Genomic DNA, 24,504 nt, shown 5'->3' on the forward strand with positions numbered 1-24,504 from the left:
GGCCCTGGCCCCGCGCCGTGCAGTGCCGGGTCAGTCGATCGCGCGCTGCACCGTCTTGACCGGCAGCATGAGCACGAGTCCGGCGAGCAGCACCAGCGCGATGCCGACGATCCCGAACCGGGTGTCGCCCGTCAGCCCGACGAACAGCGTGAAGAGCCCCGGCGCCAGGAAGCTCACCGCGCGCCCCGTGGTCGCGTAGAGGCCGAAGATCTCGCCCTCGCGTCCGGGAGGCGTCACCCGCGCCAGGAACGACCGGCTGGCCGACTGGATCGGCCCGACGAAGAGGGCGAGCGCGAGCCCGAACACCCAGAACAGGTTCGTGGCCGTGCCGATCGCGAGCACCGCGAAGGCCGCGACGACGAGCCCGGCGAGGGCTCCGACGATGATCGTCTTCGCGCCGACCTTGTCGTCGAGCCAGCCGCCGACGAAGGTGCCGATGCCGGCGACGAGGTTCGCACCGACCGCGAAGTAGATCACCATGCTGGGCGTGAAGCCGAACACCTGGGCGGCGATGATCGCGCCGAACGTGAAGACGGCCGCGAGTCCGTCGCGGAACACCGCGCTCGCGAGCAAGAAGAGCAGCACCTGCCGGTTGGTGCGCCAGAGCTTCGCGATGGTCGAGCCGAGGAGGCGGTACGACCCCACGATCCCGACCCGAGGCCGTCCCGCCGCGGCGGGCAGCTCGGGCACGCTGAGCAGCACCGGCACCGCGAAGACGGCGAACCACACGGCCGCGACGACGATCGACAGGCGGACGTCCCACGCGCCGCCCTCGGTGCCGGTGGCGACGCTGAAGAGGCCGCCCCTCCCCTCCTCGCCGAAGCTCTGCAAGAAAGCGACGAGCAGCAGCAAGAGCAGAACGATGCCGCCGACATAGCCGAGCCCCCAGCCGAAGCCGGACACCTTGCCGATGGTCTTCGGCGTCGAGACCTGCACGAGCATCGCGTTGTAGCTGACGCTCGCGAACTCGAAGAAGAGGTTGCCGACGGCGAGCAGCGCGGCGCCGAAGACGAGGTAGCCGGGGGCGGGCGCCACGAACACCATGGCGAGCATCGCCAGCACGACGAGGCCCGTGTTGATCGCGAGCCAGAGCTTGCGGCGCCCGGAGCCGTCGCTGCGCTGGCCGAGCACGGGCGCGAGCAGGGCGATCAGCACGCCGGCGATCGTCAGCGCCGTCGAGATGACGGTCGCGTTCTCGGCCTTGGCGAGCACGAGAGCGGGGTTGCGGGTGTCGTCGCCCGCCGCCGCGACGATCGCCGGGTCGACGAAGGCGCCGCTCGCGAGGTAGGTGCTGAACACGAACGAGGTGACGACGGCGTTGAACGCGGCCGAGCCCCAGTCCCACAGCGCCCACGAGACGACCCGGCGGCGGGGGATCGGGGTGGCGTCGGCGAGCGTCTGCGCTGCGGTCATGGGGGTCAACCTAGTCGGCGCCGGTGTCGCGGAGGAGGCGCTGCCTCCCTCTGGGGGCACGCTCGCGGGCACGGCCCGGTCCCGCTGGCCCACACCGCGCCTCCTTGAGTCGTTCTGGCTCAACTTTCAGGTTCACAGCTTGACTCGGCCGACACCGTGAGTAAAGTTGATGCCAGCGGACTCAAGGTCCGCGGCAGTCTTCCCGGTCCGCCGGGCACACTCGCCCGGCCAGCCGGGCACCCCCAGACAGCACCGCACCAGAACGAAGGAGCGCCACCCATGGCACGTGCAGTAGGAATCGACCTCGGAACCACCAACTCGGTCGTCAGCGTCCTCGAGGGCGGCGAGCCCACCGTCATTGCGAACGCCGAGGGCCTCCGCACGACCCCCTCGGTCGTCGCCTTCACGAAGGACGGCGAGGTGCTGGTCGGCGAGACCGCCAAGCGCCAGGCCGTCACCAACGTCGACCGCACCATCGCGAGCGTCAAGCGCCACGTCGGCACCGACTGGAAGGTCGAGATCGACGACAAGAAGTACACCCCGCAAGAGATCAGCGCGCGCATCCTCGGCAAGCTGAAGCGCGACGCCGAGCAGTACCTCGGCGAGGACGTGACCGACGCCGTCGTCACCGTGCCCGCGTACTTCAACGACTCCGAGCGCCAGGCCACGAAGGAGGCCGGCGAGATCGCGGGCCTCAACGTGCTCCGCATCATCAACGAGCCCACCGCGGCCGCCCTCGCCTACGGCCTCGACAAGGGCAAGGAGGACGAGCTCATCCTCGTCTTCGACCTCGGCGGCGGCACGTTCGACGTGTCCCTCCTCGAGGTGGGCAAGGACGACGACTTCTCGACGATCCAGGTCCGCAGCACCTCGGGCGACAACCGCCTCGGCGGCGACGACTGGGACAACCGCATCGTCGAGCACCTCATCAAGAAGTTCAAGGACGCCCACGGCGTCGACCTGTCGACCGACAAGATCGCGAAGCAGCGCCTGAAGGAGGCGGCCGAGCAGGCCAAGAAGGAGCTCTCGTCGAGCACCTCCACCTCCATCCAGCTGCCCTACCTGACGCTGACGGCCGACGGCCCGCTCAACCTCGACGAGACCATCTCGCGCTCGCAGTTCGAGCAGTGGACGAGCGACCTGCTCGACCGCACCAAGAAGCCCTTCAACGACGTCATCAAGGAGGCGGGCGTCAAGGTCTCCGACATCGCGCACGTCGTGCTCGTCGGCGGCTCGACCCGCATGCCCGCCGTGACGGAGGTCGTCAAGTCGCTGACCGGCGGCCAGGAGCCCAACAAGGGCGTCAACCCGGACGAGGTCGTCGCCGTCGGCGCCGCGCTGCAGGCCGGCGTGCTGAAGGGCGAGCGCAAGGACGTCCTGCTGATCGACGTCACCCCCCTGAGCCTCGGCATCGAGACCAAGGGCGGCGCGATGACCAAGCTCATCGAGCGCAACACGGCCATCCCGACCAAGCGCAGCGAGACCTTCACGACGGCCGACGACAACCAGCCGTCCGTCGCCATCCAGGTCTTCCAGGGCGAGCGCGAGTTCACCCGCGACAACAAGAACCTCGGCACCTTCGAGCTGACCGGCATCGCGCCGGCCCCCCGCGGCGTCCCGCAGGTCGAGGTCACCTTCGACATCGACGCCAACGGCATCGTGCACGTGTCCGCGAAGGACAAGGGCACCGGCAAGGAGCAGTCGATGGTCATCTCGGGCGGCTCGTCGCTCTCGAAGGACGACATCGAGCGCATGGTCCGCGAGGCCGAGGAGAACGCTGCAGAGGACAAGGCACGTCGCGAGGCCAACGAGACCCGCAACAACGCCGAGCAGCTCGTCTACTCGATCGAGAAGCTGATCAAGGAGAACGACGACAAGCTGCCCGACGACGTCAAGTCCGAGGTCCAGGCCGACGTCGACGCCCTCAAGACCGCGCTCGCCGGCGACGACGACTCCGCGATCAAGCCCGCCTTCGACAAGCTCAACGAGAGCCAGTCGAAGCTCGGCCAGGCGATCTACTCGCAGAGCCAGGGCGAGCAGGCCGGCGCCGCGGGCGCGGCCGGTGCCGACGGTGCCCCCGCCGACGGCCAGGCCCAGGGCGACGACGAGGACATCGTCGACGCCGAGGTCGTGGACGACGACGACAACGACAAGAAGTAGGACGGTCTCCCCATGGCAGACGAGAACGGCAACACGCCTGACGAGCCGGTGGTGAACGACAAGCGCCGCATCGACCCCGAGACGGGCGAGGTGCGTCCCGAGCCGGCCGCCCCCTCCGAGGACGGCGGCACCGCCGCGGTCACCGACCCCGACGAGCTGATCGAGGCCGAGGCCCCCGACGTCGAGGTGCCCGCGGGCGCCGAGGCGCCGGCGGGTGCCGCCGAGGCGGCCGCCGAGATGGCGGCCGAGGGCGAGGCCGAGGGCACAGAGCCGCTCAGCGCCGACGACGAGGCCATCCTCGACGCCGCCAGCCGCGACCTCGTCGCGGACATGCGCCAGGACATGCTCCGGGCGCAGGCCGAGCTGGTGAACTTCCGGCGGCGCGTCGAGCGCGACCGCGAGGCGAACCGCGAGGCCGTGGTCGCCGAGGTCGTGCGCTCGCTCCTCCCCGCGCTGGACGACCTCGCCCTCGCCGAGAAGCACGGCGACCTGGCCGAGGGCCCGATGGTGATCGTGGCGCAGAAGATCCGCGGCGGGCTCGACAAGTTCGGGCTCGTGCAGGTCGGCGAGAAGGGCGAGGTCTTCGACCCCACCATGCACGACGCCCTGGTCCAGCTGCCGAGCGCCGACGTCACGGTCAACACCGTGGCCGACGTGATCGAGCCGGGCTACAAGATCGGCGACCGGGTCATCCGGGCCGCGAAGGTCGCGGTGCACACGCCGCAGTAGCGGCATCCGCGACGCGAGTCGCGACGGGCGGTGGGCTCCTCGAGAAGGGGCCCGCCGCCTCCCACATTCCCCGGCCTGTCGCTCGTGAGCGACGGCACAGAGACAAGAGAGGAGGTGCCGGATGGCCAGCCAGGACTGGTTCGACAAGGACTTCTACGCCGTTCTCGGTGTCTCCAAGGACGTCACGGCGGCAGAGCTCAAGAAGGTCTACCGCAAGCTCGCCCGCAAGTACCACCCCGACTCCAACCCCGGCGACGCAGCCGCGGAGGCGAAGTTCAAAGAGGTGAGCGAGGCCAACTCGGTGCTCTCCGACCCCGAGCAGCGCCGTGAGTACGACCAGATCCGGGCCATGGGCTCCGGCGCGCGCTTCACCGCGGGCAGCGGCGGCCCCGGCGGCGGCGGGGGCGGCTTCGAGGACGTCTTCGGCGGCATGTTCGGCGGCGGGCAGCCCGGCGGCGGTCGCCCGCAGTACCGCCAGCAGGGCGGCGGCGGCTTCGACGACATCTTCGGCGGCATGTTCGGCGGCGGAGGCGGCGGCTTCGGCCAGACGAGCGGCGGCTACCGCGGCTTCGGCGGTCCGCAGAAGGGCCGCGACATGACGGCCACGACGACGCTCGACTTCCAGACGGCCGTCGTCGGCGAGACGATCTCGCTGCAGGGCGCCAACGGCCGGCCGATGAAGGTCCGCATCCCCGCGGGCGTGCACGACGGCCAGAAGATCCGGCTGCGCGGCAAGGGCGAGCCCAGCCCCGACGGCGGCGAGGGCGGCGACATGGTCCTCACCATCGCCGTGCGCAAGCACCCGGTGTTCGAGCTCGACGGCCAGAACCTGCGCCTCGACGTGCCGGTCACGTTCGCCGAGGCCGCGCTGGGCGCGACCATCGAGGTCCCGACGCTCGGCGGCGACCCCGTGCGGCTGCGCGTCGCACCCGGCACCCCCTCCGGTCGGGTGCTGCGCGTCAAGGGCCGCGGCGTCGTCACCAAGTCGGGCACCGGCGACCTGCTCGCCACCGTCCAGGTGGCCGTGCCGTCGCACCTCAGCGACAAGGCGAAGGAGGCGGTCGAGGCCCTGGCCGCGGCCCTCCCGGCCGAGAACCCCCGCGACGACCTCATCGTCAGGGCCCGCGCGCAGGCGTGACGACCATGGACGAGAACTCGCCGCTCTTCGCCATCGCGACCGCCGCCGAGCTCGCGGGCATGCACGCCCAGACGCTCAGGCAGTACGACCGTCTCGGCCTCGTCGTGCCGCAGCGGACGGCGGGCAAGTCGCGCCGCTACTCGATGCGCGACGTCGTCCAGCTCCGCGAGATCGGCCGGCTGGGCGGCGAGGGCGTCTCGCTCGAGGGCATCAAGCGCATCCTCGAGCTCGAGAACCAGGTCACGTCGCTGCAGTCGCGGGTGCGCGAACTCGAGCGGGCGCTGGCCGACGAGCTGGTCAACCGGCCAGGTGCCCGGGTCTTCGCCGCCGGCGAGAGCGGAGTCGTGCCCCTGCGGCACGGGTCGCGCCCGCAGCGCCAGACGTCGGTCGTCGTCTGGCGTCCCCAGCAGCACTGACCAGCCGGGTCTCGACTCCCTCGCAGGTCCCGACCGTCTCGTCCGGGGCGACGCCGTCCCCGTCGTTCGCCGACGCCCGGGCGTCGGCGTCGTCCGCCCTAGGCTGTCGTCGTGCCTGACCTCGACTTCGCCGCGCTCCGCCGCTGGCCCGACGTCGAGGCCCACGACCTCGTCGCGTGGGACGCGACCGACCGCCTCCTGCTGGACGAGGCGCAGGAGGCGTTGGTCGCGTCCCCGACGGAGGTCGCCGTCATCGGCGACCGCCACGGCGCCCTCACCCTCGGGGCGGCGGCCCGCGGGGCGACCGGGCTGCGCGTGCACCAGGACGCGTTGCAGGGCGAACGTGCGCTGGCCGCGAACGCCTCCCGGCTCGGGGTCGCGCCGACGTGGCAGCAGCACCCGCTCGACGCGTCGCTCGTCGAGGGCGCTCGCGTGGTGCTGCTCCAGCTGCCTCGCGAGCTCGACGCGCTCGACGAGGTGGCCGGGCTCGCGGCCCGCTCCGCGCCTCCGGGGGTCGTCCTCTTCGCCGGCGGGCGCGTCAAGCACATGACCCTCGCCATGAACGACGTGCTGCGCCGCCACTTCGGCGACGTGCACGCGTCGCTCGCCCGGCAGAAGTCGCGGGTGCTGGTCGCGTCGCGGCCGTTGCCAGGCCCGGGAGGCGCATCAGGCGAGGCGGGCGCAGGAGGCGCGGGCTGGCCCCGCGAGCAGCGGCACCTCGACCTCGGCCTCACCGTCGCCGCGCACGGCCGTGCCTTCGCGGGCACCTCGGTCGACATCGGCACCCGGGCGCTGCTCGGGGTGCTCGCCGACGCGCTGCCCGAGGCCCGCGACGTGGTCGACCTGGGCTGCGGCACCGGGGTGCTCGCCGCCTCCGTCGCCCTCGCCCGGCCGGGCGTGCAGGTCGTCGCCACCGACCAGTCGGCCGCGGCGGTGGCGTCGGCGGGCGCGACGGCGAGGGCCAACGGCGTCGGCGACCGCGTGCGCGTGGTCCGCGCCGACGCGGGCGACGCCCTGGCCGAGGGGTCGGCCGACCTGGTGCTGCTCAACCCGCCGTTCCACGTCGGGGCGGCCGTGAACACCGGGCTCGCACCGCGGCTGTTCGACGCGGCCGCGCGGCTGCTGCGTCCCGGGGGCGAGCTCTGGACCGTCTACAACTCGCACCTCGCGTACCGACCTGCGCTCGAGGCGTCGGTCGGGCCCACCCGGCAGGTGCTGCGCACGCCGAAGTTCACGGTCACGGCGTCGACGCGTCGCTGACGTCGGCGACGTCCGGCCCGCCCGCCCCGTCGAGGTCGCTCGCGACGTCCGGGTCGTCCAGGGCCACCGACGCCGCGATGTACGCGAGCAGGGCCTGGGCGTAGGCGTCCTCGGCGTCTGCGGCGGTGAACACCCGCTCGTCGCCGTCGATGACGACCCTCACCTCGCTGTCCCCGGTGCCGACACGCGTCAACGACCGGAACGCACGCGACAGCAGGAGGCGCAGCTGGTCTTCCCGAGGCAGCCACAGCGAGTCGTCGGCCGCCACCGAGTCCAGCGCCCACTCGGTGGTGCCGTTGAAGCCGAGCACGGTGCCGGTGGGGTGCTCGTGCGCCTCGATGGTCATCTCGCTCAGCGTGAAGACGTCCTCGGCGAAGCCGACGGTGTCGATCACGAAGCGGTCTCCCGTGGCGGGGCGCCACCGCAGCCCGCTGTCGGCGAGGCGGCGGGCGAGGTCGACGTCGATCATGCGTCCATCTTGCGCCCGACGCGCCGTCACGACCCGCAGGCCGTCACATGAGGCATATACCATCAGTGCATACAAGCGCTAGAGGAGGCGGCATGAGGAACGAAGCAGCAGGGCACGGTCCCGGCACGGTGGGGCGGCGAGCGCTCCTGATCGGCGGCGCAGGGGCGGCCGCGGCCGCGGTGACGACGAGGGGAGCACCGAGCGCGGCCTGGGCGGACGCCGCGGACTGTGCGGTGACGCGTCACGACGACGCGGGCGCGGCGACGCTCGACGAGGCGCTGGCCGCCGTGCCCGAGGGCGGCACGCTCACCGTCACGCGTCCGTGGAGCCGGGCGGCCCCGCTGGTCGTCGACCGGCCCGTCACGATCGTGTTCTCCGGAGCCGGCCGTCTCACGATGACCGCCGACGTGGCGGCGATCGAGGTGCGCGCCGGCGGGGTGACCCTGCGAGACGTCGTGCTCGCCGGCACCTCGGGCAGCCGCACGGGTCTGGGGCGCGGCATCGACGCGGCCGGCACGGTCGAGGCGCCCATCGACGGTCTCCGTGTCGAGGGCGCCACCATCACCGGCTTCACGCACGACGGGATCTTCGCCTCCTTCTGCCGGTCGTTCACCATCGCGGGCTGCGCCATCGGCGACGTCGCCTACGCGGGGGTGATGATGCTCTCGTGCTCGTACGGGGTCGTCCGCGACTGCACGATCGACGGCGTCAACCAGCCGTCGCCCTACGTGAACAGCTACGGCGTCATCGTGTCGCGGGACGACACCGTGCCCCTCGCGCAGGCCCCGCGATCGTCGATGATCCTCATCGACTCGAACACCGTGTCGGGCGTCGCCTCGTGGGAGGGCATCGACACCCACGCCGGCGAGGGCATCGTGGTCACCGGCAACACGGTCCGCGACTGCCGGGTCGGCATCGCCATGGTGCCCTGCAAGCACGAGGTCGACCGCGGCTCGACCCTCTGGGCACCTCTCGACGTGGTGGTCTCGGGCAACACGGTCGAACGGGTCGGCCTCGACGTGCCGGGTGCCGGCATCGTCGTGAAGGGTGCCGGCGACACCGTCGGCTCAGCTGCCGAGCGGGCCACGGGGGTCGTGGTCGACAACGTGGTGCGGGGGCACGGCGGGGGCAGCGAAGGGGGGATCGTGCTCTATCTGACGCGTGACGTCATCGTCAGCGGCAACGCGTTCGAGTCCTGCGTGGGCAGCGCCCTCGTGCTGTACCACTCGAACGACGCCGTCATGCTGCTGCGGAACTCGGCGACGGTGCTGCGACCGGCGTCTCCAGGAGGCGCGATGGCGGTCGTCACCGTGCGCAGCGGCGCGAACACGGGGACCATCTCGTCGACGCGCTTCGAGGCGGGCGGCGACGCGCCGGCGAGACCGGTCAGGGGCGTCGCCGTCGGCCTGGCGGGCAACGAGCTCGACCTGTTGGGGAACGACTGGTCGCAGACCGACCTGGCCGTGTGGGGCTCGAAGTCCGTCGTCAACAGGTACGGCGACGGGGCCTGACGTCAGCGACCGCTCCCCTCGCGCTCACGGTGCCGACGTCGCCGTCGTCGTGCCGTGGGTGAGGGGAGCGCTGGCGGGGGCTGCGCTCTCGTCGCCGACCGTCAGGTCGACCGCGCGGGCAGGAACGAGAGCCGGCGGAGTGCCGGGGCCGCGGGGCGCTGTTCGTTCGGCACGTACCGGTAGTACGGATCCGTGCCGCGGCGATGGCGGGTCATCGTCAAGATGGCGCCCCGAGGCCGGGTGCCGACGGCCGTGAGGCGGTCGACCGCCCGCCGCACGTCTTCGCGACGGGTGCGACCGGTGGCGACCACCAGGAGCATCGTGTCGACGAGCCGAGCGATCAGGGCGGCGTCCGTCACGGAGAGCAGCGGCGGGGTGTCGATCACGATCACGTCGTACGTGTCGCCGAGCGTCGAGAGCAGCGTCTCCATGGCCTTCGACGAGAGCAGCTCGCTCGGGTTGGGCGGGATGAAGCCGGACGGGACCACCGTCAGCTCGTCGCGGCCCCAGGGCTGCGCCACGTCGTCGAGCTCGACCTTGCCGATGAGCAGGTCCGACAGCCCGACCGCGCCCTCGAGGCCGAGGACCGTCGCCAGGGCCGGGCGGCGGAGGTCGGCGTCGACCACGACGACTCGCAGGCCGGAGTCGGCCAGGGCGATCGCGAGGTTGGCCGTCGTCGTCGTCTTGCCCTCGGATGCGGTGGACGACGTGACGCCGATGGTGAGGGCGCCGGCCACGTGGTCGGTGTCGAGGTACTGGATGTTCGTCCGCAGCGTGCGGAACGACTCTGCGTGGGGGCTCGTCCCGTCGTCTCGCACGATGAGGGGTCGACGGGGCATCTGCGCGTCGAACGCGATCTCACCCACCACGGGGAGCTCGATGCCCTGGGGAAGGTCGTCTCGTCCGCGCACCTTGGTGTCGAGGGCTTTGAGGAGCAGGACGGCAGCGGCGGCCGCGAATGCGCCCGACGCAGCGCCGAGTGCCAGGTTCGCCCGAGTGTGGGGGCTGCTCGCGGAGGCCGCCTCGACGGCGGGGGTGACGAGCTCGAGGGTCACCGACGGCACGCCGGGCGAGACCTCGGGCTCGAGCTGCGTCGTGACCACGGTGACGAGGCTGTCGGTCACGGCGTCGGCGATCGCGGCTGCCGTGGCCCTGTCGGTGGCCGTCGCGGTGATGGTCAAGATGACGCTCGACGTCGTCGCGGAGGCAGCCACCTGGTCGGCGAGACGGACCGGCGTGGTGTCCAGGTCGAGCTCCTCGATCACCGGGGCCAGCACCCTGGGCGTGGTCACCAGGTCCTTGTAGGTGGTGAGCTTCTGCTGCGCGGCGTTCGACCCGGTGGCGATCTCGGTCGCCGACGACTCGGACTGGCTGCGGACGGCGACGAACACCTCGGTCGTGCTCGCGTAGGTCGGGGTGATGGTGGCGGTCAGGGCCGCGGCGGCGCCGACGCCCAGCACGACGCCCAGGACGACGACGAACCAGCGGGCGACGATCGCGCGCGCGATGTCGATGGCGGGCATGGCAGGGCCTTTCGGGTGAGGGGAGGCAGCAGGCCGAGGGATCGGCGCAGCTCGGATCGGGTGGGAGCCGACGGCTCAGGCGACGAACTCGAGGACCGCCTCGGCCGTGCGCTGAGCGGCACGACCGTCGCCGTACGGCGTCTCGTCGGTGCCGGGCGTCGGCAGCGACGAGAGAGCGGTCGCGATGTCGGACGGCCGCTCCCCGACCAGCGCGTTCCAGCCGAGCTCGACGGTCTCGGTCCACTCCGTGTCAGAACGGACGGTCACGCACGGACGCCGGAGGAGGAACGCTTCTTTCTGCAGGCCGCCGGAATCCGTGACGACCCCCGACGACGACAGCACGAGACGGACGAGGTCGCGGTACCCGACGGGCCCGCGGACGGCGATGTTCCCGACATCGAGCTGCACGCCGGCCTCCGCTGCCTTGGCGACCAGGCGCGGGTGCGCGAGCAGCAGGGTAGGTCGGTCCTGGCCGGCGAGCCCCCGGATCACCTCGCGGAGGCGCTCCGGGCTGTCGGTGTTCGCGGGCCGGTGCAGCGTGGCGAGGGTGAAGGGTGCGCCGTCGAAGGGCGGTGGAGGAGCCGTCGCGGCATCGAGGCCGTCGCGCACGTCGAAGAGGATGTCGGTCATCACGTCGCCGACGAGGAGGCTGCGCGCGCCGAGGCCCTCCGTGGCCAGGTTCGCCATCGCGCCGAGCGTCGGCGCCAGGCAGAGATCGGCCGTGTGGTCGGTCATGACGCGGTTGACCTCTTCGGGCATGCTGCGGTCGAACGACCTCAGGCCGGCCTCGAGGTGCACGACGGGCACGTGCAGCTTCGTGGCCGCGAGAGCCGCCGCCAGCGTGGAGTTGGTGTCTCCGTAGACGATGACCGCGTCGGGCCGGTCGTCGACCAGGAGGCGCTCGATGCTCTCGAGCATCCGGCCGGTCTGCGCGCCGTGCGACTCCGAGCCGACCCCGCAGTGGTGGTCGGGTCGCGGGATGTCGAGCTCGGCGAAGAACACGTCGGACATCGCGATGTCGTAGTGCTGACCCGTGTGGATGATGCGGTGGTCGCAGAGGCCCGCGAGGGCCCGGGCGACCGGGGCGAGCTTGACGAACTGCGGTCGCGCTCCGACGATGCTGGTGATGCGCACGGGATCCTCCTCGGCGGGCGTGGCGGACGGGGTCAGCGGGCGGTGACGGTGTTGCCCGTGCCGTCGCCGACCTGCTCGGGGGCGGCTCCTGTGTGGGTCACGGTGTTGTCGTTGCCCCCGAGCTCGACGCGCGTGACCGTGTCGGCCTCGACGGTCGTGCCCTTGCCCATCAGGCTGAGGGTCGTCACGGGACCGAGCGAGAGGGTTCCGCCCTCGCCGATGACGACGACCGTCTCGCACCCGTCGGCGAGCTCCTTCTCGCCGCCGTCGGTGAGGTCCATGAAGGCCACGCCGTCGACGCACTGGTCGTCGGGTGCCGCGGCCTGCGTCGTCGGGGTCGACGTCGGTGTCTCGACGGGGTCGACGGACGACGTGCAGCCGGTCAGGGCGAAGCCGAGGGCGGCGGTCACGGTGAGGGGGAGGAGGAGCGTCTTCTTCGTCATGTCACGCTTTCGTGTCGGTACGGTGAGTGTTCGAGGCAGCAACGCACGCGATCGCACGGAGTGATGTTCTCGTAGTAAATATTTTACACTCATACGTGAGATGCGCAAGGAGGAGGCGCCCCCGCGAGTCGCCTCCCCCTCAGCCCCGCGTCAGGGGCGCGGCCCGAAGTGGTAGACCGGGGCGAACTGCTCGGCAGGCGTCCCCGCGTCCTGGGCGAACTCGAGGTGCCAGACGGACGTGCCCATGTACTGGCGCGTCCAGCTCCAGGTCCCGTCGTCCTCGACGCGCGTGCTGGCTATCGAGGTGCCGAACACGTTGCGCACCCTGATCGTCTTGCCCGGCGTGGCGGTGCCGGTGAACGTGAACGGCCTGCCGACCTCGTAGCCGAGAGCCGGGTCGGCCGGCTGGGTCACGGTGACGGCCGGCCCGGTGACGATCTCAGGTCGGAAGCCGTAGACCGTCGCCACGGACTGGCTGGCGAGGCCCTCGTCCTGCACGAACTCGAGGTACCACACGCTCGTGCCCATGGTGACCCGGGTCCATTGCCAGGTGCCGTCGGGGTCGACGATCGCGCGGCCCACGGGGGTGCCCCAGATGTTCTGCACGCTGATCGTGTGGCCGGCGGCCCCGGTGCCGCGGAACGTGTAGGGGGCGTCGGGCGTGTAGCCGGCCGAGATGTCGGCGGGAGCGGTGATGCCGACGGCAGGCTGCTCGACGCGGGGCCGGAAGTCGTACACGGTCGCCGTCGCCTCCTGTGGGCCGCCCTTGTCCTGCACGAACTCGAGCTGCCATGTGCTCGTGCCCATGTGGGCACGGGTCCAGCTCCAGTCGCCGTCGCGGTCGACTCTCCTGGTCGCGATGTGGGTCCCCCACATGTTCTGCACGGTGAGCGTGGTGCCCGGTGCGGCGGTGCCGCGGAACGTGAAGGCGGCGTCGGGCGTGTACCCGGCCGAGACGTCGGCGGGGTTGGTCACGGTGACGCCGACCTGCGGGTGGGGGGCGCGCTCGACGTCGGCCCCCTCGACCGGGGCGGTCCCGAGGGAGACCACGCCCGAGGCGGGCGAGTCGGCCGATGGCGCCCCTCCCAGGTCGACGGGCTGCTCCACCGAGCCGACGAGCCGTCCGCCGATGAGCTGCTGCACGGTGAGCAGGTGGGTGCCCGCGCCGAGGGAGGTGGGCACCTCGGCGGACCACGCGCCGCCCATGACGGTGCGGTCGGGGACGATCTGGCGGTCGCCGTCGAGCACCCGGATGGTCGCCTCGTCCTGTCCTGTGCCGCGCAGCTGAGCCGGGGTGTCGACATCGTCCGTGTACGTGACGTCGACGGTCGGGGCAGCCTGTGGCGGCGTGACGTCGGCCTGTCGGACGATGGTGTCCACGAGGGCGCCGTCGACGCGCTGCTGGATGCTGAGGGAGTTCGTGCCGACCGAGAGGCCGGTGGCCACGCCACGCCACGCCCCGTCGGCCGCGGCGGTGGTCAGTGTGGTGTCACCGACGCGGATCTGCGCGCCAGGGCTCGCTGTCCCGTCCAGCACGGCCGTCTGCCGGGCGGAGTCGACGGACTCGACGGCGCCCGTGAGGGGGTGGTGGTCGGACGGGTCGATCAGAGCGGTTGTCGGCGATCCGCTGACGGGGCCGGTCGGGCCGGGCGGGGCAGCCGCCCCTGCGAGGAGGACGATCAAGCCTCCCGCGGCGACGGCGGTGATCACGGGGCTTCTCTTCATCGTGGACCTTTCGATCGGGGTTCCTCAGTGAACCTCGACGATCATGTCAGATGTAAAAGTAAAGTGTGGAATTGAGGAGGCCCTCGTGGTGGAGCGGATGCTCCGCCACGAGGGCCTCTGGTGTTCGTCGTCGCTCGGGGGTCAGTCCCGGGGGGCGAAGTTGTAGACCGTGGCCTTGTGCTCGTTCGCGGTTCCCTTGTCCTGGACGAACTCGAGCATCCAGTTCGAGGTGCCCATGTTGGCGCGGGTCCATGACCAGGTGCCGTCGGCCGCCACGGGCACGTTCTGGGTCACGACCGTGCCGAAGACGTTCTGCACGGTGATCGTCTTGCCCGGGGTGGCCTTGCCGGTGAAGGTGAACGCGGTGCCGGGGGTGTAGCCGTCGGCCGGGTTCGCCGGGTTGGTGACGGTCACGACCGGTGCGGGGGTGGCGTTGGGCTTGAAGTTGTAGACGGTCGCCTTGTGCTCGTTCGCGGTTCCCTTGTCCTGGACGAACTCGAGCATCCAGTTCGAGGTGCCCATGTTGGCGCGGGTCCACGACCAGGTGCCGTCGGCCGCCACGGGCACGTTCTGGGCCACGACCGTGCCGTACACGTTCTGCACGGTGATCGTCTTGCCCGGGGTGGCTTTGCCGGTGAAGGTGAACGCGGTGCCGGGGGTGTAGCCGTCGGCCGGGTTCGCCGGGTTGGTGACGGTCACGACCGGTGCGGGGGTGGCGTTGGGCTTGAAGTTGTAGACCGTGGCCTTGTGCTCGTTCGCGGCGCCCTTGTCCTGGACGAACTCGAGCATCCAGATGGAGGTGCCCATGTTGGCGCGGGTCCACGACCAGGTGCCGTCGGCCGCCACGGGCACGTTCTGGGCCACGACGGTGCCGTACACGTTCTGCACGGTGATCGTCTTGCCCGGGGTGGCTTTGCCGGTGAAGGTGAACGCGGTGTCGGGGGTGTAGCCGTCGGCCGGGTCAGCCGGGTTCGTCACGGTGACCACGGGCCCCTGTGTCACGGGGACGGTGGTCTCGGCGCGGGGGCTGTCGGACGTGTGGCCCGCTGTCGGGGTGAACGTGGTGACCACCTCGGCGTCGGGGGCCAGGTCGGCGGTCGCTCGGACATCGTAGGTGGTGGTGTGGACGTGCTGGAAGGCGTCGGTGACCGCCGGCTGGTCGGCGTCGCGGGTGACCGTGTAGACGACCGTCCGGGTGCCGTCGGGGGCGGTGGCACCGAAGTCGCAGGTGGCGGTGTAGCCGGTGTAGACGTCGGAGCAGGTGTTGCCGCGGATCTCGAGGCCCTTGGGCAGGGTCGTGGTCCAGGACATGGACTCCCCGGGCGTGATGTCGATGCCGTCCGGGCCGCGGGAGGGGCGCGAGGTGAAGCTCACGGTGCCGTCGTCGCCGGGGCTGAAGTGTGTGCCCGTCATCGGCTTGGCCTCGAGCGCGTAGGTGCCGAGGACGGTGCTCTTCGCCTCCGGGACGTTCGCGTTCAGTGGCACCGTGATGCTGTTCAGCCCTGTGCCGCTGGTGACGGAGCCGCCGATCTTCTCGCCGGCCTCCGCGGTGGCGGATGCGAGGAGGCTGAGGGTGCGGGCCCCGGTCCAGGTGCTGGACGGTGCCGTGGCGGTGGTGCCGTCGGCGGAGATGGTCCACTTCTCGGTGCCGCCGGCGATGCCGGTGAGGGTGGTGTCGGTGGGCGCGGTGACGGTCATCGGACCCGTGTGGGTGCCGTCGAAGGCGACGGTGGAGGTGCCGATCGTCCCTGGCCGCATGGTGGGCTTCGAGACGGCCCAGCCGCCACGGACCACCTTGGCGGTCAGCGTGGTCGTGATGTCGGCGGAGCCGGACTTGACCATCGTCATGGTGCCGCCGGGGAGGGTCGATCCCCAGGAGATGCTGGAGTCGGGGCGGACGGCGGAGTCCACCTTGAGCGTGATCTGGTGGTCCGCCTGCCAGTAGTCGCCGTCGACGCCGCACGTGGCTTTCTTGCCGCCGTCGGTGATCTTGCACGCCTTGGGGGTCAGGCCGACGATCGTCGTGTGCGCAGGAGCGACGAAGACGAGCTTGCCGTACATGCGCTGGGGGAACGAGATCGTCGCCTGGACGGTCTCGCCGGGCCTCGCCTCGGGCACGGAGATCGCGGGCGCGGGCGCGGGCGCGGGCGCGGGCGCAGTCAGGTCGACGAGCTTGATCCTCGTGCTCGTGGACTTGCTCAAGAGCAGGCCCTCTTCGCGGCCTCCCGGGAGGAGTCCCCAGTGGCTGAGCTTGTAGATGCCGAGCGTGATCTCGCCGGTGGGGGTGATGATCACTTGAGGGACCCTGGAGTCTCGGGCGGCAACCAAGTAGTACGCGCTCGATCCGGTGCCCAGGTTCTGGACTACGCCGATGTGGCGGTCTCCGCTCTGGATCGGTCCTGGTGTGCCCCGTTCGGGGAAGGTCGCGGTCATCGCGGCTGCCTCAGCGGCAGCCTGTGTGGAGAATCGCTGGAAACCAGTGGCGGTCAGGGCGTAGTACTCGCCGCCTCCTGTCATCACGACCTTCTGCGTGTAGCTCGCGGGGGCGACGGCACCCTCAGCTGCGGTCTCGGTCGGTGAGGCGGACGGCGCTGCCGTGGCGGGCAGGACGCCGCCGGCCAGCAAGGTGACGGCGACGCATGTCGTCGCCGCCATCTTCTGGAATGAGTTCACGGGGTTTCTCTCTCTCGGGGGAACGTTCGGAGTCGACATCGCTGGTCGGTGTCACAAGCTATGTAAATATTACATCTGGAACGGCAGTCTCACAAATTGGTGGCGAAAGGTGCTCGTGCGGCATAAACTTGATGTCCGCAGACTCAAGTCTTGGGAGACAGTCATGGCCAACATGCAGGGCGCACCCGCCTCTGACGAGAAGCAGAAGAGCGCGCTCGAGAAGTACGGCGTCGACCTCACGGCGATCGCCCGGAGCGGCAAGCTCGACCCCGTGATCGGGCGCGACGCCGAGATCCGTCGCATCAGCCAGGTGCTCACCCGGCGCACCAAGAACAACCCCGTGCTGATCGGCGAGCCGGGCGTCGGCAAGACCGCCGTCGTCGAGGGCCTCGCCCAGCGCATCGTCGCGGGCGACGTCGCCGACTCCCTCAAGGACAAGCGGCTGATCAGCCTCGACCTCGCGGCGCTCGTCGCCGGCGCCAAGTACCGCGGCGAGTTCGAGGAGCGCCTCAAGGACGTCCTCAAGGAGATCACCCGGAGCGACGGCCAGGTCATCACCTTCATCGACGAGCTGCACACCCTCATGGGCGCAGGCGGCGGTGAGGGCTCGGTCGCCGCCTCCAACATGCTCAAGCCGATGCTCGCCCGCGGCGAGCTGCGGCTGATCGGCGCCACGACGCTCGACGAGTACCGCCAGTACATCGAGAAGGACGCCGCCCTCGAGCGCCGGTTCCAGCAGGTCTACGTGGGGGAGCCGACCGTGGAGGACACGGTCGCGATCCTCCGCGGCCTCAAGGAGAGGTACGAGGCGCACCACGGCGTCACGATCACCGACGGCGCCCTCGTGGCTGCCGCCTCCTTGTCGAACCGGTACATCCCGAGCCGCCAGCTGCCCGACAAGGCGATCGACCTCGTGGACGAGGCGGGCTCCCGCCTCAAGATGGAGATCGACTCGTCGCCGGTCGAGCTCGACCAGCTCTACCGCGGCCTCGTCCGCCTGCAGATCGAAGAGCTCGCGCTCAAGAAGGAGAAGGACGACGCCTCGCTGGCGCGGCTCGCGACCCTGCGCGAGACCATCGCCGAGCAGCAGGCCGCGTTCGACGACCTGGACGCCCGCTGGCAGGCCGAGAAGGCGGCGCTGCAGGGGGTCGGCACGCTGCGCAGCGACCTGAACGAGGCCCGCATCGACGCGGACCGCGCCCTCCGCGAGGGGCGCTACGAGGACGCGGCGCGCATCAGCTACGAGCGCATCCCGGACATCGAGAAACGGCTCGCCGACGCCGAGTCGTTCGAGCAGAGCGACGAGCGCCTCGTCAGCGACAGCGTCACCGACTCGGACATCGCCGAGGTCGTGGCGGCCTGGACGGGCATCCCGGTGGGGCGCCTCCTCAGCGGCGAGACCGAGAAGCTGCTGCACCTCGAGAGCGAGCTCGGTCGGCGGCTCATCGGACAGCGTCGCGCCGTGAAGGCGGTGAGCGAGGCAGTGCGCCGCACGCGCGCGGGCATCAGCGACCCCGATCGGCCGACAGGGTCGTTCCTGTTCCTCGGGCCGACCGGCGTCGGCAAGACGGAGCTCGCGAAGGCCCTCGCGGACTTCCTGTTCGACGACGAGAAGGCCCTCGTCCGCATCGACATGAGCGAGTACGGCGAGAAGCACAGCGTCTCTCGCCTGGTCGGCGCGCCTCCCGGGTACGTCGGCTACGAGGCCGGTGGGCAGCTCACGGAGGCGGTGCGCCGGCGTCCCTACAGCGTCGTGCTGATGGACGAGGTCGAGAAGGCCCATCCCGAGGTCTTCGACCTGCTGCTGCAGGTGCTCGACGACGGCCGGCTCACCGACGGGCAGGGGCGCACGGTCGACTTCCGCAACACAATCCTGGTGCTCACCTCGAACCTCGGCAGCCAGGTGATCACGGAGCCGGGGCTGTCCGACGAGCAGAAGGAGGAGGCGGTCCAGGCCATGGTCCGCCAGGCCTTCAAGCCGGAGTTCGTCAACCGCCTCGACGACATCGTCGTCTTCTCGACGTTGACCGCCGACGACCTCGGCCAGATCGTGTCGCTCTACGTCGACCGCCTCGGCCGTCGGCTGGCCGACCGGCGGCTGTCGCTCGCGGTCACGCCCGACGCACGAGCCTGGCTGGCAGATCGCGGCTACGACCCGATCTACGGCGCACGTCCGCTGCGCCGCCTGATGCAACGGCAGATCGACGACCAGCTCGCGATGGCGCTGCTCGGCGGAGTCGTCGTGGACGGCGACACCGTCCGGGTGGACGTCGCCGCCGACGGTCAGGGGCTGACGGTGCAGCCGTCCGACCTGGACGACCTGACGCCGGACGTGCTGCACGGCCTCGGTTCGTGAGGCTGGGCGCCGCGGGTGGCGTCGACGCTGCCGGAGGGGCGCTCACGCGCGCCTTGACGGATGACGAGAGGGATATATAGAATATACGGATCGGAGATGTCCCTCGCATCTGCCGCTCCGCACGGGGAAGCTCGACGCCTGGTCGACGGAGATCGCGTCCGTCCCCGGCACCCCGAGTGAACGGAACCGCCATGACACGTCCGGCCTTCGACATCGTCCACGTCTCGAGCGTGCATCCGTGGACGGACAACCGCGTGCACCTGCGCGAGGCGGCGGGTGCCGCCGGTGCCGGCTACCGCGTCCGGCTCATCGCGACCGAGAGCGACGTGACGACGGAGCCGACGGCGGTCGACGTCGTCACGATCCCCTGCCGGCGGCGGGCCGCCCGCATGGTCCTCAGCAGCGTCCAGGTCGTAGGGCTCGCCGTCGCGTCTCGGGCTCGCGTCGTCCACCTGCACGACCCGGAGCTGGCCTGGGCCGTCCCGGTGATGAAGCTGCTCGGGCGCGACGTGGTGTTCGACGCGCACGAGGACTTGGTCGATCAGGTCACCACGAAGCCGTACCTCCATCCCCTCGCGGTCCCCGTCGTCCGTCGGGTCGCTCGCCTCGTCGTCGCTCTCGAGGCGACCGCGACGCGTGTGGTCGCCGCTACCGAGACGATCGCCTCGAGCTACCCGGCCGACCGCACGGTCGTCGTGCGCAACTTCCCGCGCCTGCGCGTCGCCGAGCACGCGGCGCGACCGCTCGGTGATCGCAGTCCGTCCGTGGTTTACGTGGGCGCGCTCAACGCCGACCGTGGAGCTGCCGTCCTCTCTGCCCTCACACGGTCGCCGGAGTTCCCCGCCGGGTGGCGCCTCGACCTCGCCGGCCACGTCTCGTCACCCGAACGTCGAGACCTGACGATGCGTCCGCGGTCGGACGGCCTGCCCCTCGTGTTCCACGGCAGGCTGGCGCCGGAGGCGACTCGGGACCTGCTGCTGGACGCACGGATCGGGGTCGTCGCCTTCCGGGACACCGATGCGCACCTCAACTCGTTGCCGACCAAGCTCTTCGAGTACATGGCGGCGGGTCTGGCCGTCGTGGTCAGCGACTTCCCGTTGTGGCGCCACCTCCTCGGCGACCACGACTGCGCCACGTTCGTCGACAGCGCGGACGCCGACGCCGTCGCGGCTGCGGTCGCACGCTACGCCGCCGACCCCGAGCTGCTCGAGCGGCACGGTCGCAACGGCCGTCGAGCCGCTCGCGAGCACTTCAGCTGGGACGGCGAAGAAGAGACCTTGGTCGAGCTCTACCGAGGGCTGATCGGACCGGCCCGCACCCGGTGAGCGCGCGGTGAGCGGAGCCTGGCGGCGTCGTCCGGACGGCGTCCCGGCGCGTGTCAGCAGGCAGCACGAAGCGGCGGACCTCCACGGTGGTGGAGGTCCGCCGCTTCGTCGACCCGGGGGTGCTCTGACTGCTGCTCAGGTGCGCCGGCGCTCGGGGCCGTGGGACGGCGGGTGCCATCCCGTCCGCGGGGCGACGGCGAGCACGATCGTTCCGATGGCCAGGCCGTGGGACAGCATCGCCGTCAGCAGCGACGTGTTCGACAACGTGATGCTCGGCATGATCATCACCATGGCCGCGACGGCCAGGGGCAGGCCTCGGGAGGTGCGGTCGACGAACCTCAGGAAGGCGAGGAGCAGGGCGCCTGCGCCGACCACCCCGGCAGCTCCGAAGTTCGCGAAGCCGTCGGCGAACAGGTTGGCGTTCGCGGCCAGTGCGCCGCCGGGCTGCAGGAACTGGCCGACCTCGAGCGGGATCGAGCGCTCGTAGGGGTAGTCGAACCACCAGCGCAGCACGGAGTGCCCGAGCATCGCGGGCGGGTTCTGCTCGAAGAAGTCGACGTAGACGCTCGTGAGCATGCCCGGGGTGATGAGGAAGCGGCGCGCGAAGAGCGAGGTCCACAGGAATCCGTCCTGCGCCTCGTCCACGGTCGCGGCGACGGCCATGAGCACCACGGGGCCGATGAGGAAGGGCCAGGACGACACGACTCGTCGTCCTGGCCGGCGGCGGGTGGCCAGGGCGATCAGCAGCACGGCCGGGAACGAGAACAGGATGGTCTTGAAGCCGGTTCCCGAGTAGAGGACGAACTGGCCGGCGACGCCCAGGGCGACGAGCGCCCAGTTCCGTCGCGTGAGCCCGCGGGCCATGACCAGGGTGTTGATCACGTTCGCCTGGCCGCTGAGGAAGTACCCGAGCAGTCCGTTGTCGCCCTGCACGGCGTCCTTGTAGACGGCGCGCACGTCGTAGACGTCGTCGAGGGCGACGAACCTCAGCGTGATGCCCGTGGTCGCGGCCATGAGACCGTACGTCCCCAGGCTGTGGAGCGCGACGACGGCCCACATGACGCTCTCGGGCGAGAGCCGCCGGCGTGCCCGGTCGGCCGGGGACGACGCGCCGGGAGGCAGCGTCGGCGGGGCGCTCGTCGGGGCGGTCCGCCCGTCGAGCAGTCGCGTGCCCGTCGTCGCGATCGAGAAAGACGCCCCGATGAGGAGGCTCGCGGCGACGGCCGCACCGGCCTCGACGTATCCCGTGTAGGCGACCATCAGCATGGCCGGCGCCACGCAGACCACGAACAGCACGCACAGCACGACATGGGACACCTTCGTGAGCCGGGTCGGAAGGGTGACCGCGACGACGCACGCCGAGATGACGGTGACGACGGTCGCCTGCGTGCTCGCCGGCACGTAGGTGAAGCCTGCGTAGGCGAACTGCTCGGTGACGAGGTGCGCGTACACCCAGTGCAGGGTCGACGCGTAGACGCTGGTGCACAGCACTGCGAGGAGTGCCCGGCCGAGCATCGCGAGCAGCTCGGGACTTCCTGCAGCGAGACGAGGCGGCGACGGGTGCCCGAGCCCGGAGGCGGGACCCGGCAGGACGCGGTCGGCGGTGACGGTCTCGGCGGCGACGTTCACGACTGCAGCTCGGATGTCTCGACGCGACCCAGCTCGCTCGTCCGCCCGAGACGGGCGGCATCGAGACCCTCGGCCAGGCGCTCAGCGAGCACCGCGTACCGGTAGTGACGGAGCACGTGGGCCCGCCCGCGTCCCCCATCTCGGCCAGCCGCGCGGCGGGCGTCGCCGCCATCGTCAGCATGGCCGCGGCGAGCCCCTCGACGTCGCTACCGGCGACCTTGATCCCGGCGCCCGCGTCGGTGACCACGTCGTCGTCGACGCTCGTCCCGACGACGATCGGCTTGCCGAGCATGAGGTACTCGAAGAACTTGTTGAGCGACGTGCCGTGCCGGTAGAGGTCGATCGGGTGCAGGTTCACGACCAGGCAGTCGGCCGCGCGTCCGATCTCACGGGCACGGCTCTGCGGGACGTGCCCGTCGAACACGACGCGATCAGCGTGCCGACCGCCTGCTGCCCTTCGTTGCAGCTCGGCCCGCGCGGGGCCGGTGCCGACCATGCGCAGCACGAGGCGCTCGCCCCCGGGACGACCTGCTGCGGTCTCGAACGCCTCGAGGACGGGATCGAGGGCGTTGGCCTGGCCCATCGACCCGAGGTAGGCGATCTCGAAACGGTCGTCGTCACGGCGCGCGCCGTCGCTCGTGCCCGTGTCCACGACGTCGTGAGCCGGCGCAGGGGTGACGCCGTTCGAGACCCAGAGGAAAGGCCGCGGCAAGCCGCGCTCCGCGTAGTACCGCCCCGCGCCGCGCAGCGGCGACACGACGAGACCGGCCATCGAGACCGTGCGCCGTTCGATGTGCCTCAGGAGGCGCGCCACGACGGACTCGGCCGCGATCGCCCCGTACTGGATCAAGCTCTCAGGCCACAGATCGCGAGGCTCGTAGATGAACGGGACCCCGAGGCGCCGTGCGACGACACCTGCCGCCCAGGCAGCCAGAGGGTGCACGGAGCTGCCGACGACGACGTCGGGCCGAGGCAGCCGCCGGGTCGAGCCGGGCAGGAGGAGCAGCACGGTGAAGGAGAGGATGTCGAGCACCCGGAGTGCCCCGTTCCCGTCGTAGCCGACTCCTCGCAGCCAGAGGAACTCGTGGTGCGGCCCCGACCAGCGCTCGCGCAGGCGGAACCGCCGGAAGGTCTGCCGGCCCGAGGGGTGATCTGTCGACGCGGCGACGACGACGGAGTGCCAGCCGTGCTGCGCCACGTGGCTGGCGAGCTGGTCGTGGCGCCCGCTGCGCCCGTCGCGCTGAGCGTTTGTGGCGTAGTGGTTGACGATCCAGACCGTCTTCTGCGGTGTGCTCATCGTGCCGGGACCCCCTTGACGGTCGTGGCCCGGTCGACGTCGCCGACGACGCAGGCCGCCGCGCCGACGGTGCTCTCGGGGCCGAGCGTGAGACGCGGCAGCACGGTGGCGCCGGCGCCGACGAGGCTCGTGTGTCCGAGCGACACGTTGCCCGAGACGACAGCCCCCGGGTTGACGGAGGTCCAGTCGTCGATCACGGTGTCGTGACCGACGGCGGCGTTCGCCCCGACGTGCGCGTGGCGGCCGGTGTGCACGTTCGTGGACAACCGGGCGCCGGCGCAGACGACCGTTCCGGGCCCGAGCCGGCAGTCGGAGCCGACCGTCGCGTCCGGGTGGACGATCGTGAGCGGCGTCGCCCCCAGGGCGGTGACCTGGGCGTCGAGACGCCGACGCGCCTCCGGGGCTCCGATGCCGATCACGTACGCCTGGCCGGGGTTCGCGGTGAACCAGTCCGACGGGCTGCCCAAGAAGGGGATCCCTCGCCGGGCGAGCCGGTCGAGATCGAGGGAGCTGGCGCCGTCAGCGACGACGCCGACGGCCCGGTGGCCGGACGCGAGGGCGACGTCGAGGGCTTCACGCCCCATGCCGCCTGCGCCGACGACCACGAGCGACGGCGTCACGAGAGGGCCCCGGCCGGAGGGGCGCCGGTGAACTTGCTCCGCGTCGCTTCGCCCGGCTCGGTGATCCCGGTGCGGCGGACGACGCAGACGACCGTCTGCAGCAGGATCCGCAGATCGAGCACGAGGCTCCGGTGGTCGACGTAGTGCACGTCGAGTCGGAAGCGCTCCGGCCACGTCAGTGCATTGCGACCGCTGACCTGCGCCAGGCCCGTGAGGCCGGGGCGGACGTCGTGGCGGCGGGCCTGCTCGGCAGAGTAGAGGGGCAGGTACTCGACGAGGAGGGGCCGGGGCCCTACCAGCGTCATGTTGCCACGCAGCACCGTGAGGAGGCTCGGGAGCTCGTCGAGGCTCGTCGACCTCAGCCACCGCGCGAAGGGCGTCAGTCGCTGCGCGTCCGTCACCACGCCCGCATCGGGATCGACGTCGCACATGCTCCGGAACTTGACCAGCGTGAACGGCACGCCGTGCAGGCCAGGGCGCTGCTGCCGGAAGAGCACCGGCCGCCCGAGGCGCACCGCCACGGCCACGGCCACGATGCCGATGACGGGCGCGAGGAGGACCAGCGCGGTGGCGGACACGACGACGTCGACGAGGCGAGCGACGATCTCGTACGTGCGCCGCTGTCGATCAGCGGTGGGCCGAGCAGGGACGCGAGCGGGGGACGTGGTGCCGGTCGCCGGCAA

19 protein-coding genes and 1 pseudogene are annotated in these 24,504 nt (G+C 71.3%); 9 read left to right on the forward strand and 11 right to left on the reverse strand.

Annotated elements, in window-relative coordinates:
- Positions 1–30: 30 nt before the first annotated feature.
- On the reverse strand, positions 31–1,413 hold the full coding sequence (locus ACZZ97_RS15230; RefSeq protein ID WP_314104005.1) for an MFS transporter: 1,383 nt from the start codon (positions 1,411–1,413) through the stop codon (positions 31–33).
- A gap of 279 nt (positions 1,414–1,692) precedes the next feature.
- Between ACZZ97_RS15230 and dnaK the strand changes: the two genes are divergently transcribed.
- From dnaK to ACZZ97_RS15255, 5 genes are all read left to right on the forward strand, one after another.
- On the forward strand, positions 1,693–3,573 hold the full coding sequence (gene dnaK / locus ACZZ97_RS15235; protein ID WP_192043057.1) for a molecular chaperone DnaK: 1,881 nt from the start codon (positions 1,693–1,695) through the stop codon (positions 3,571–3,573).
- Between the two features lie 12 nt (positions 3,574–3,585).
- The gene (locus ACZZ97_RS15240; protein WP_463473695.1) at positions 3,586–4,302 is read left to right on the forward strand and encodes a nucleotide exchange factor GrpE; all 717 of its coding nucleotides are present in this window, start codon (positions 3,586–3,588) and stop codon (positions 4,300–4,302) included.
- A gap of 121 nt (positions 4,303–4,423) precedes the next feature.
- On the forward strand, positions 4,424–5,440 hold the full coding sequence (locus tag ACZZ97_RS15245; protein WP_463473696.1) for a DnaJ C-terminal domain-containing protein: 1,017 nt from the start codon (positions 4,424–4,426) through the stop codon (positions 5,438–5,440).
- Positions 5,441–5,445: 5 nt separating this feature from the next.
- Positions 5,446–5,856 (forward strand): heat shock protein transcriptional repressor HspR, encoded by a 411-nt coding sequence (locus tag ACZZ97_RS15250; RefSeq protein ID WP_463473697.1) that lies wholly within the window; start codon positions 5,446–5,448, stop codon positions 5,854–5,856.
- A gap of 111 nt (positions 5,857–5,967) precedes the next feature.
- Positions 5,968–7,116, forward strand: a complete 1,149-nt coding sequence (locus tag ACZZ97_RS15255) for a class I SAM-dependent methyltransferase (RefSeq protein ID WP_463473698.1) — start codon at positions 5,968–5,970, stop codon at positions 7,114–7,116.
- Here ACZZ97_RS15255 and ACZZ97_RS15260 read toward each other — a convergent pair.
- The gene (locus ACZZ97_RS15260) at positions 7,094–7,585 is read right to left on the reverse strand and encodes a pilus assembly protein CpaE (RefSeq protein WP_314103413.1); all 492 of its coding nucleotides are present in this window, start codon (positions 7,583–7,585) and stop codon (positions 7,094–7,096) included. The genes ACZZ97_RS15255 and ACZZ97_RS15260 overlap by 23 nt on opposite strands.
- Positions 7,586–7,677: 92 nt before the next feature.
- Between ACZZ97_RS15260 and ACZZ97_RS15265 the strand changes: the two genes are divergently transcribed.
- Positions 7,678–9,096, forward strand: coding sequence for a right-handed parallel beta-helix repeat-containing protein (locus tag ACZZ97_RS15265; protein WP_463473699.1), 1,419 nt, complete (start codon positions 7,678–7,680; stop codon positions 9,094–9,096).
- A gap of 101 nt (positions 9,097–9,197) precedes the next feature.
- Here ACZZ97_RS15265 and ACZZ97_RS15270 read toward each other — a convergent pair whose 3' ends face one another.
- From ACZZ97_RS15270 to ACZZ97_RS15290, 5 genes are all read right to left on the reverse strand, one after another.
- The gene (locus ACZZ97_RS15270; RefSeq protein ID WP_463473700.1) at positions 9,198–10,619 is read right to left on the reverse strand and encodes a tyrosine-protein kinase domain-containing protein; all 1,422 of its coding nucleotides are present in this window, start codon (positions 10,617–10,619) and stop codon (positions 9,198–9,200) included.
- A gap of 75 nt (positions 10,620–10,694) precedes the next feature.
- Positions 10,695–11,753, reverse strand: a complete 1,059-nt coding sequence (gene wecB / locus ACZZ97_RS15275) for a non-hydrolyzing UDP-N-acetylglucosamine 2-epimerase (protein ID WP_314103421.1) — start codon at positions 11,751–11,753, stop codon at positions 10,695–10,697.
- Positions 11,754–11,785: 32 nt separating this feature from the next.
- Entirely contained in the window at positions 11,786–12,196 is a 411-nt protein-coding gene (locus tag ACZZ97_RS15280) for a DUF3060 domain-containing protein (RefSeq protein WP_463473701.1), read from the reverse strand.
- 150 nt (positions 12,197–12,346) lie between these two features.
- Entirely contained in the window at positions 12,347–13,921 is a 1,575-nt protein-coding gene (locus tag ACZZ97_RS15285) for a hypothetical protein (protein ID WP_463473702.1), read from the reverse strand.
- Between the two features lie 141 nt (positions 13,922–14,062).
- Positions 14,063–16,594 (reverse strand): RHS repeat domain-containing protein, encoded by a 2,532-nt coding sequence (locus ACZZ97_RS15290; protein ID WP_463473703.1) that lies wholly within the window; start codon positions 16,592–16,594, stop codon positions 14,063–14,065.
- A gap of 163 nt (positions 16,595–16,757) precedes the next feature.
- Here ACZZ97_RS15290 and ACZZ97_RS15295 point away from each other — a divergent pair, with 163 nt between their 5' ends.
- A complete protein-coding gene (locus ACZZ97_RS15295; protein WP_314102289.1) occupies positions 16,758–18,950 on the forward strand; it encodes an ATP-dependent Clp protease ATP-binding subunit in 2,193 nt (730 codons plus the stop codon).
- A gap of 191 nt (positions 18,951–19,141) precedes the next feature.
- Positions 19,142–20,275, forward strand: coding sequence for a glycosyltransferase (locus ACZZ97_RS15300; protein WP_463473704.1), 1,134 nt, complete (start codon positions 19,142–19,144; stop codon positions 20,273–20,275).
- A gap of 135 nt (positions 20,276–20,410) precedes the next feature.
- Here ACZZ97_RS15300 and ACZZ97_RS15305 read toward each other — a convergent pair whose 3' ends face one another.
- Entirely contained in the window at positions 20,411–21,904 is a 1,494-nt protein-coding gene (locus tag ACZZ97_RS15305; protein ID WP_463473705.1) for a hypothetical protein, read from the reverse strand.
- A gap of 104 nt (positions 21,905–22,008) precedes the next feature.
- Between ACZZ97_RS15305 and ACZZ97_RS15310 the strand changes: the two genes are divergently transcribed.
- On the forward strand, positions 22,009–22,239 hold the full coding sequence (locus ACZZ97_RS15310) for a hypothetical protein (protein WP_463473706.1): 231 nt from the start codon (positions 22,009–22,011) through the stop codon (positions 22,237–22,239).
- Here the strand turns inward: ACZZ97_RS15310 and ACZZ97_RS15315 are convergent.
- From ACZZ97_RS15315 to ACZZ97_RS15325, 3 genes and pseudogenes are all read right to left on the reverse strand, one after another.
- A pseudogene (locus tag ACZZ97_RS15315) lies at positions 22,134–23,201 on the reverse strand (glycosyltransferase family 4 protein); the annotation flags it as partial. The gene ACZZ97_RS15310 and the pseudogene ACZZ97_RS15315 overlap by 106 nt on opposite strands.
- Entirely contained in the window at positions 23,198–23,821 is a 624-nt protein-coding gene (locus tag ACZZ97_RS15320; protein ID WP_463473707.1) for a NeuD/PglB/VioB family sugar acetyltransferase, read from the reverse strand. The gene ACZZ97_RS15320 and the pseudogene ACZZ97_RS15315, both read right to left, overlap by 4 nt.
- The gene (locus ACZZ97_RS15325) at positions 23,818–24,504 is read right to left on the reverse strand and encodes a sugar transferase (RefSeq protein WP_463473708.1); all 687 of its coding nucleotides are present in this window, start codon (positions 24,502–24,504) and stop codon (positions 23,818–23,820) included. Before ACZZ97_RS15325 ends, ACZZ97_RS15320 begins: the two co-directional genes overlap by 4 nt.

The organism is Frigoribacterium sp. AC512 (assembly GCF_979258295.1).

Coding starts and splice junctions, on each gene's coding strand:
- ACZZ97_RS15295 (WP_314102289.1), top strand. CDS start 16,758: ATGGCCAACATGCAGGGCGCACCCGCCTCTGACGAGAAGCAGAAGAGC.
- dnaK (WP_192043057.1), top strand. CDS start 1,693: ATGGCACGTGCAGTAGGAATCGACCTCGGAACCACCAACTCGGTCGTC.
- ACZZ97_RS15250 (WP_463473697.1), top strand. CDS start 5,446: ATGGACGAGAACTCGCCGCTCTTCGCCATCGCGACCGCCGCCGAGCTC.
- ACZZ97_RS15230 (WP_314104005.1), bottom strand. CDS start 1,413: ATGACCGCAGCGCAGACGCTCGCCGACGCCACCCCGATCCCCCGCCGC.
- ACZZ97_RS15280 (WP_463473701.1), bottom strand. CDS start 12,196: ATGACGAAGAAGACGCTCCTCCTCCCCCTCACCGTGACCGCCGCCCTC.
- ACZZ97_RS15285 (WP_463473702.1), bottom strand. CDS start 13,921: ATGAAGAGAAGCCCCGTGATCACCGCCGTCGCCGCGGGAGGCTTGATC.
- ACZZ97_RS15300 (WP_463473704.1), top strand. CDS start 19,142: ATGACACGTCCGGCCTTCGACATCGTCCACGTCTCGAGCGTGCATCCG.
- ACZZ97_RS15240 (WP_463473695.1), top strand. CDS start 3,586: ATGGCAGACGAGAACGGCAACACGCCTGACGAGCCGGTGGTGAACGAC.
- ACZZ97_RS15245 (WP_463473696.1), top strand. CDS start 4,424: ATGGCCAGCCAGGACTGGTTCGACAAGGACTTCTACGCCGTTCTCGGT.
- ACZZ97_RS15265 (WP_463473699.1), top strand. CDS start 7,678: ATGAGGAACGAAGCAGCAGGGCACGGTCCCGGCACGGTGGGGCGGCGA.
- ACZZ97_RS15270 (WP_463473700.1), bottom strand. CDS start 10,619: ATGCCCGCCATCGACATCGCGCGCGCGATCGTCGCCCGCTGGTTCGTC.
- ACZZ97_RS15260 (WP_314103413.1), bottom strand. CDS start 7,585: ATGATCGACGTCGACCTCGCCCGCCGCCTCGCCGACAGCGGGCTGCGG.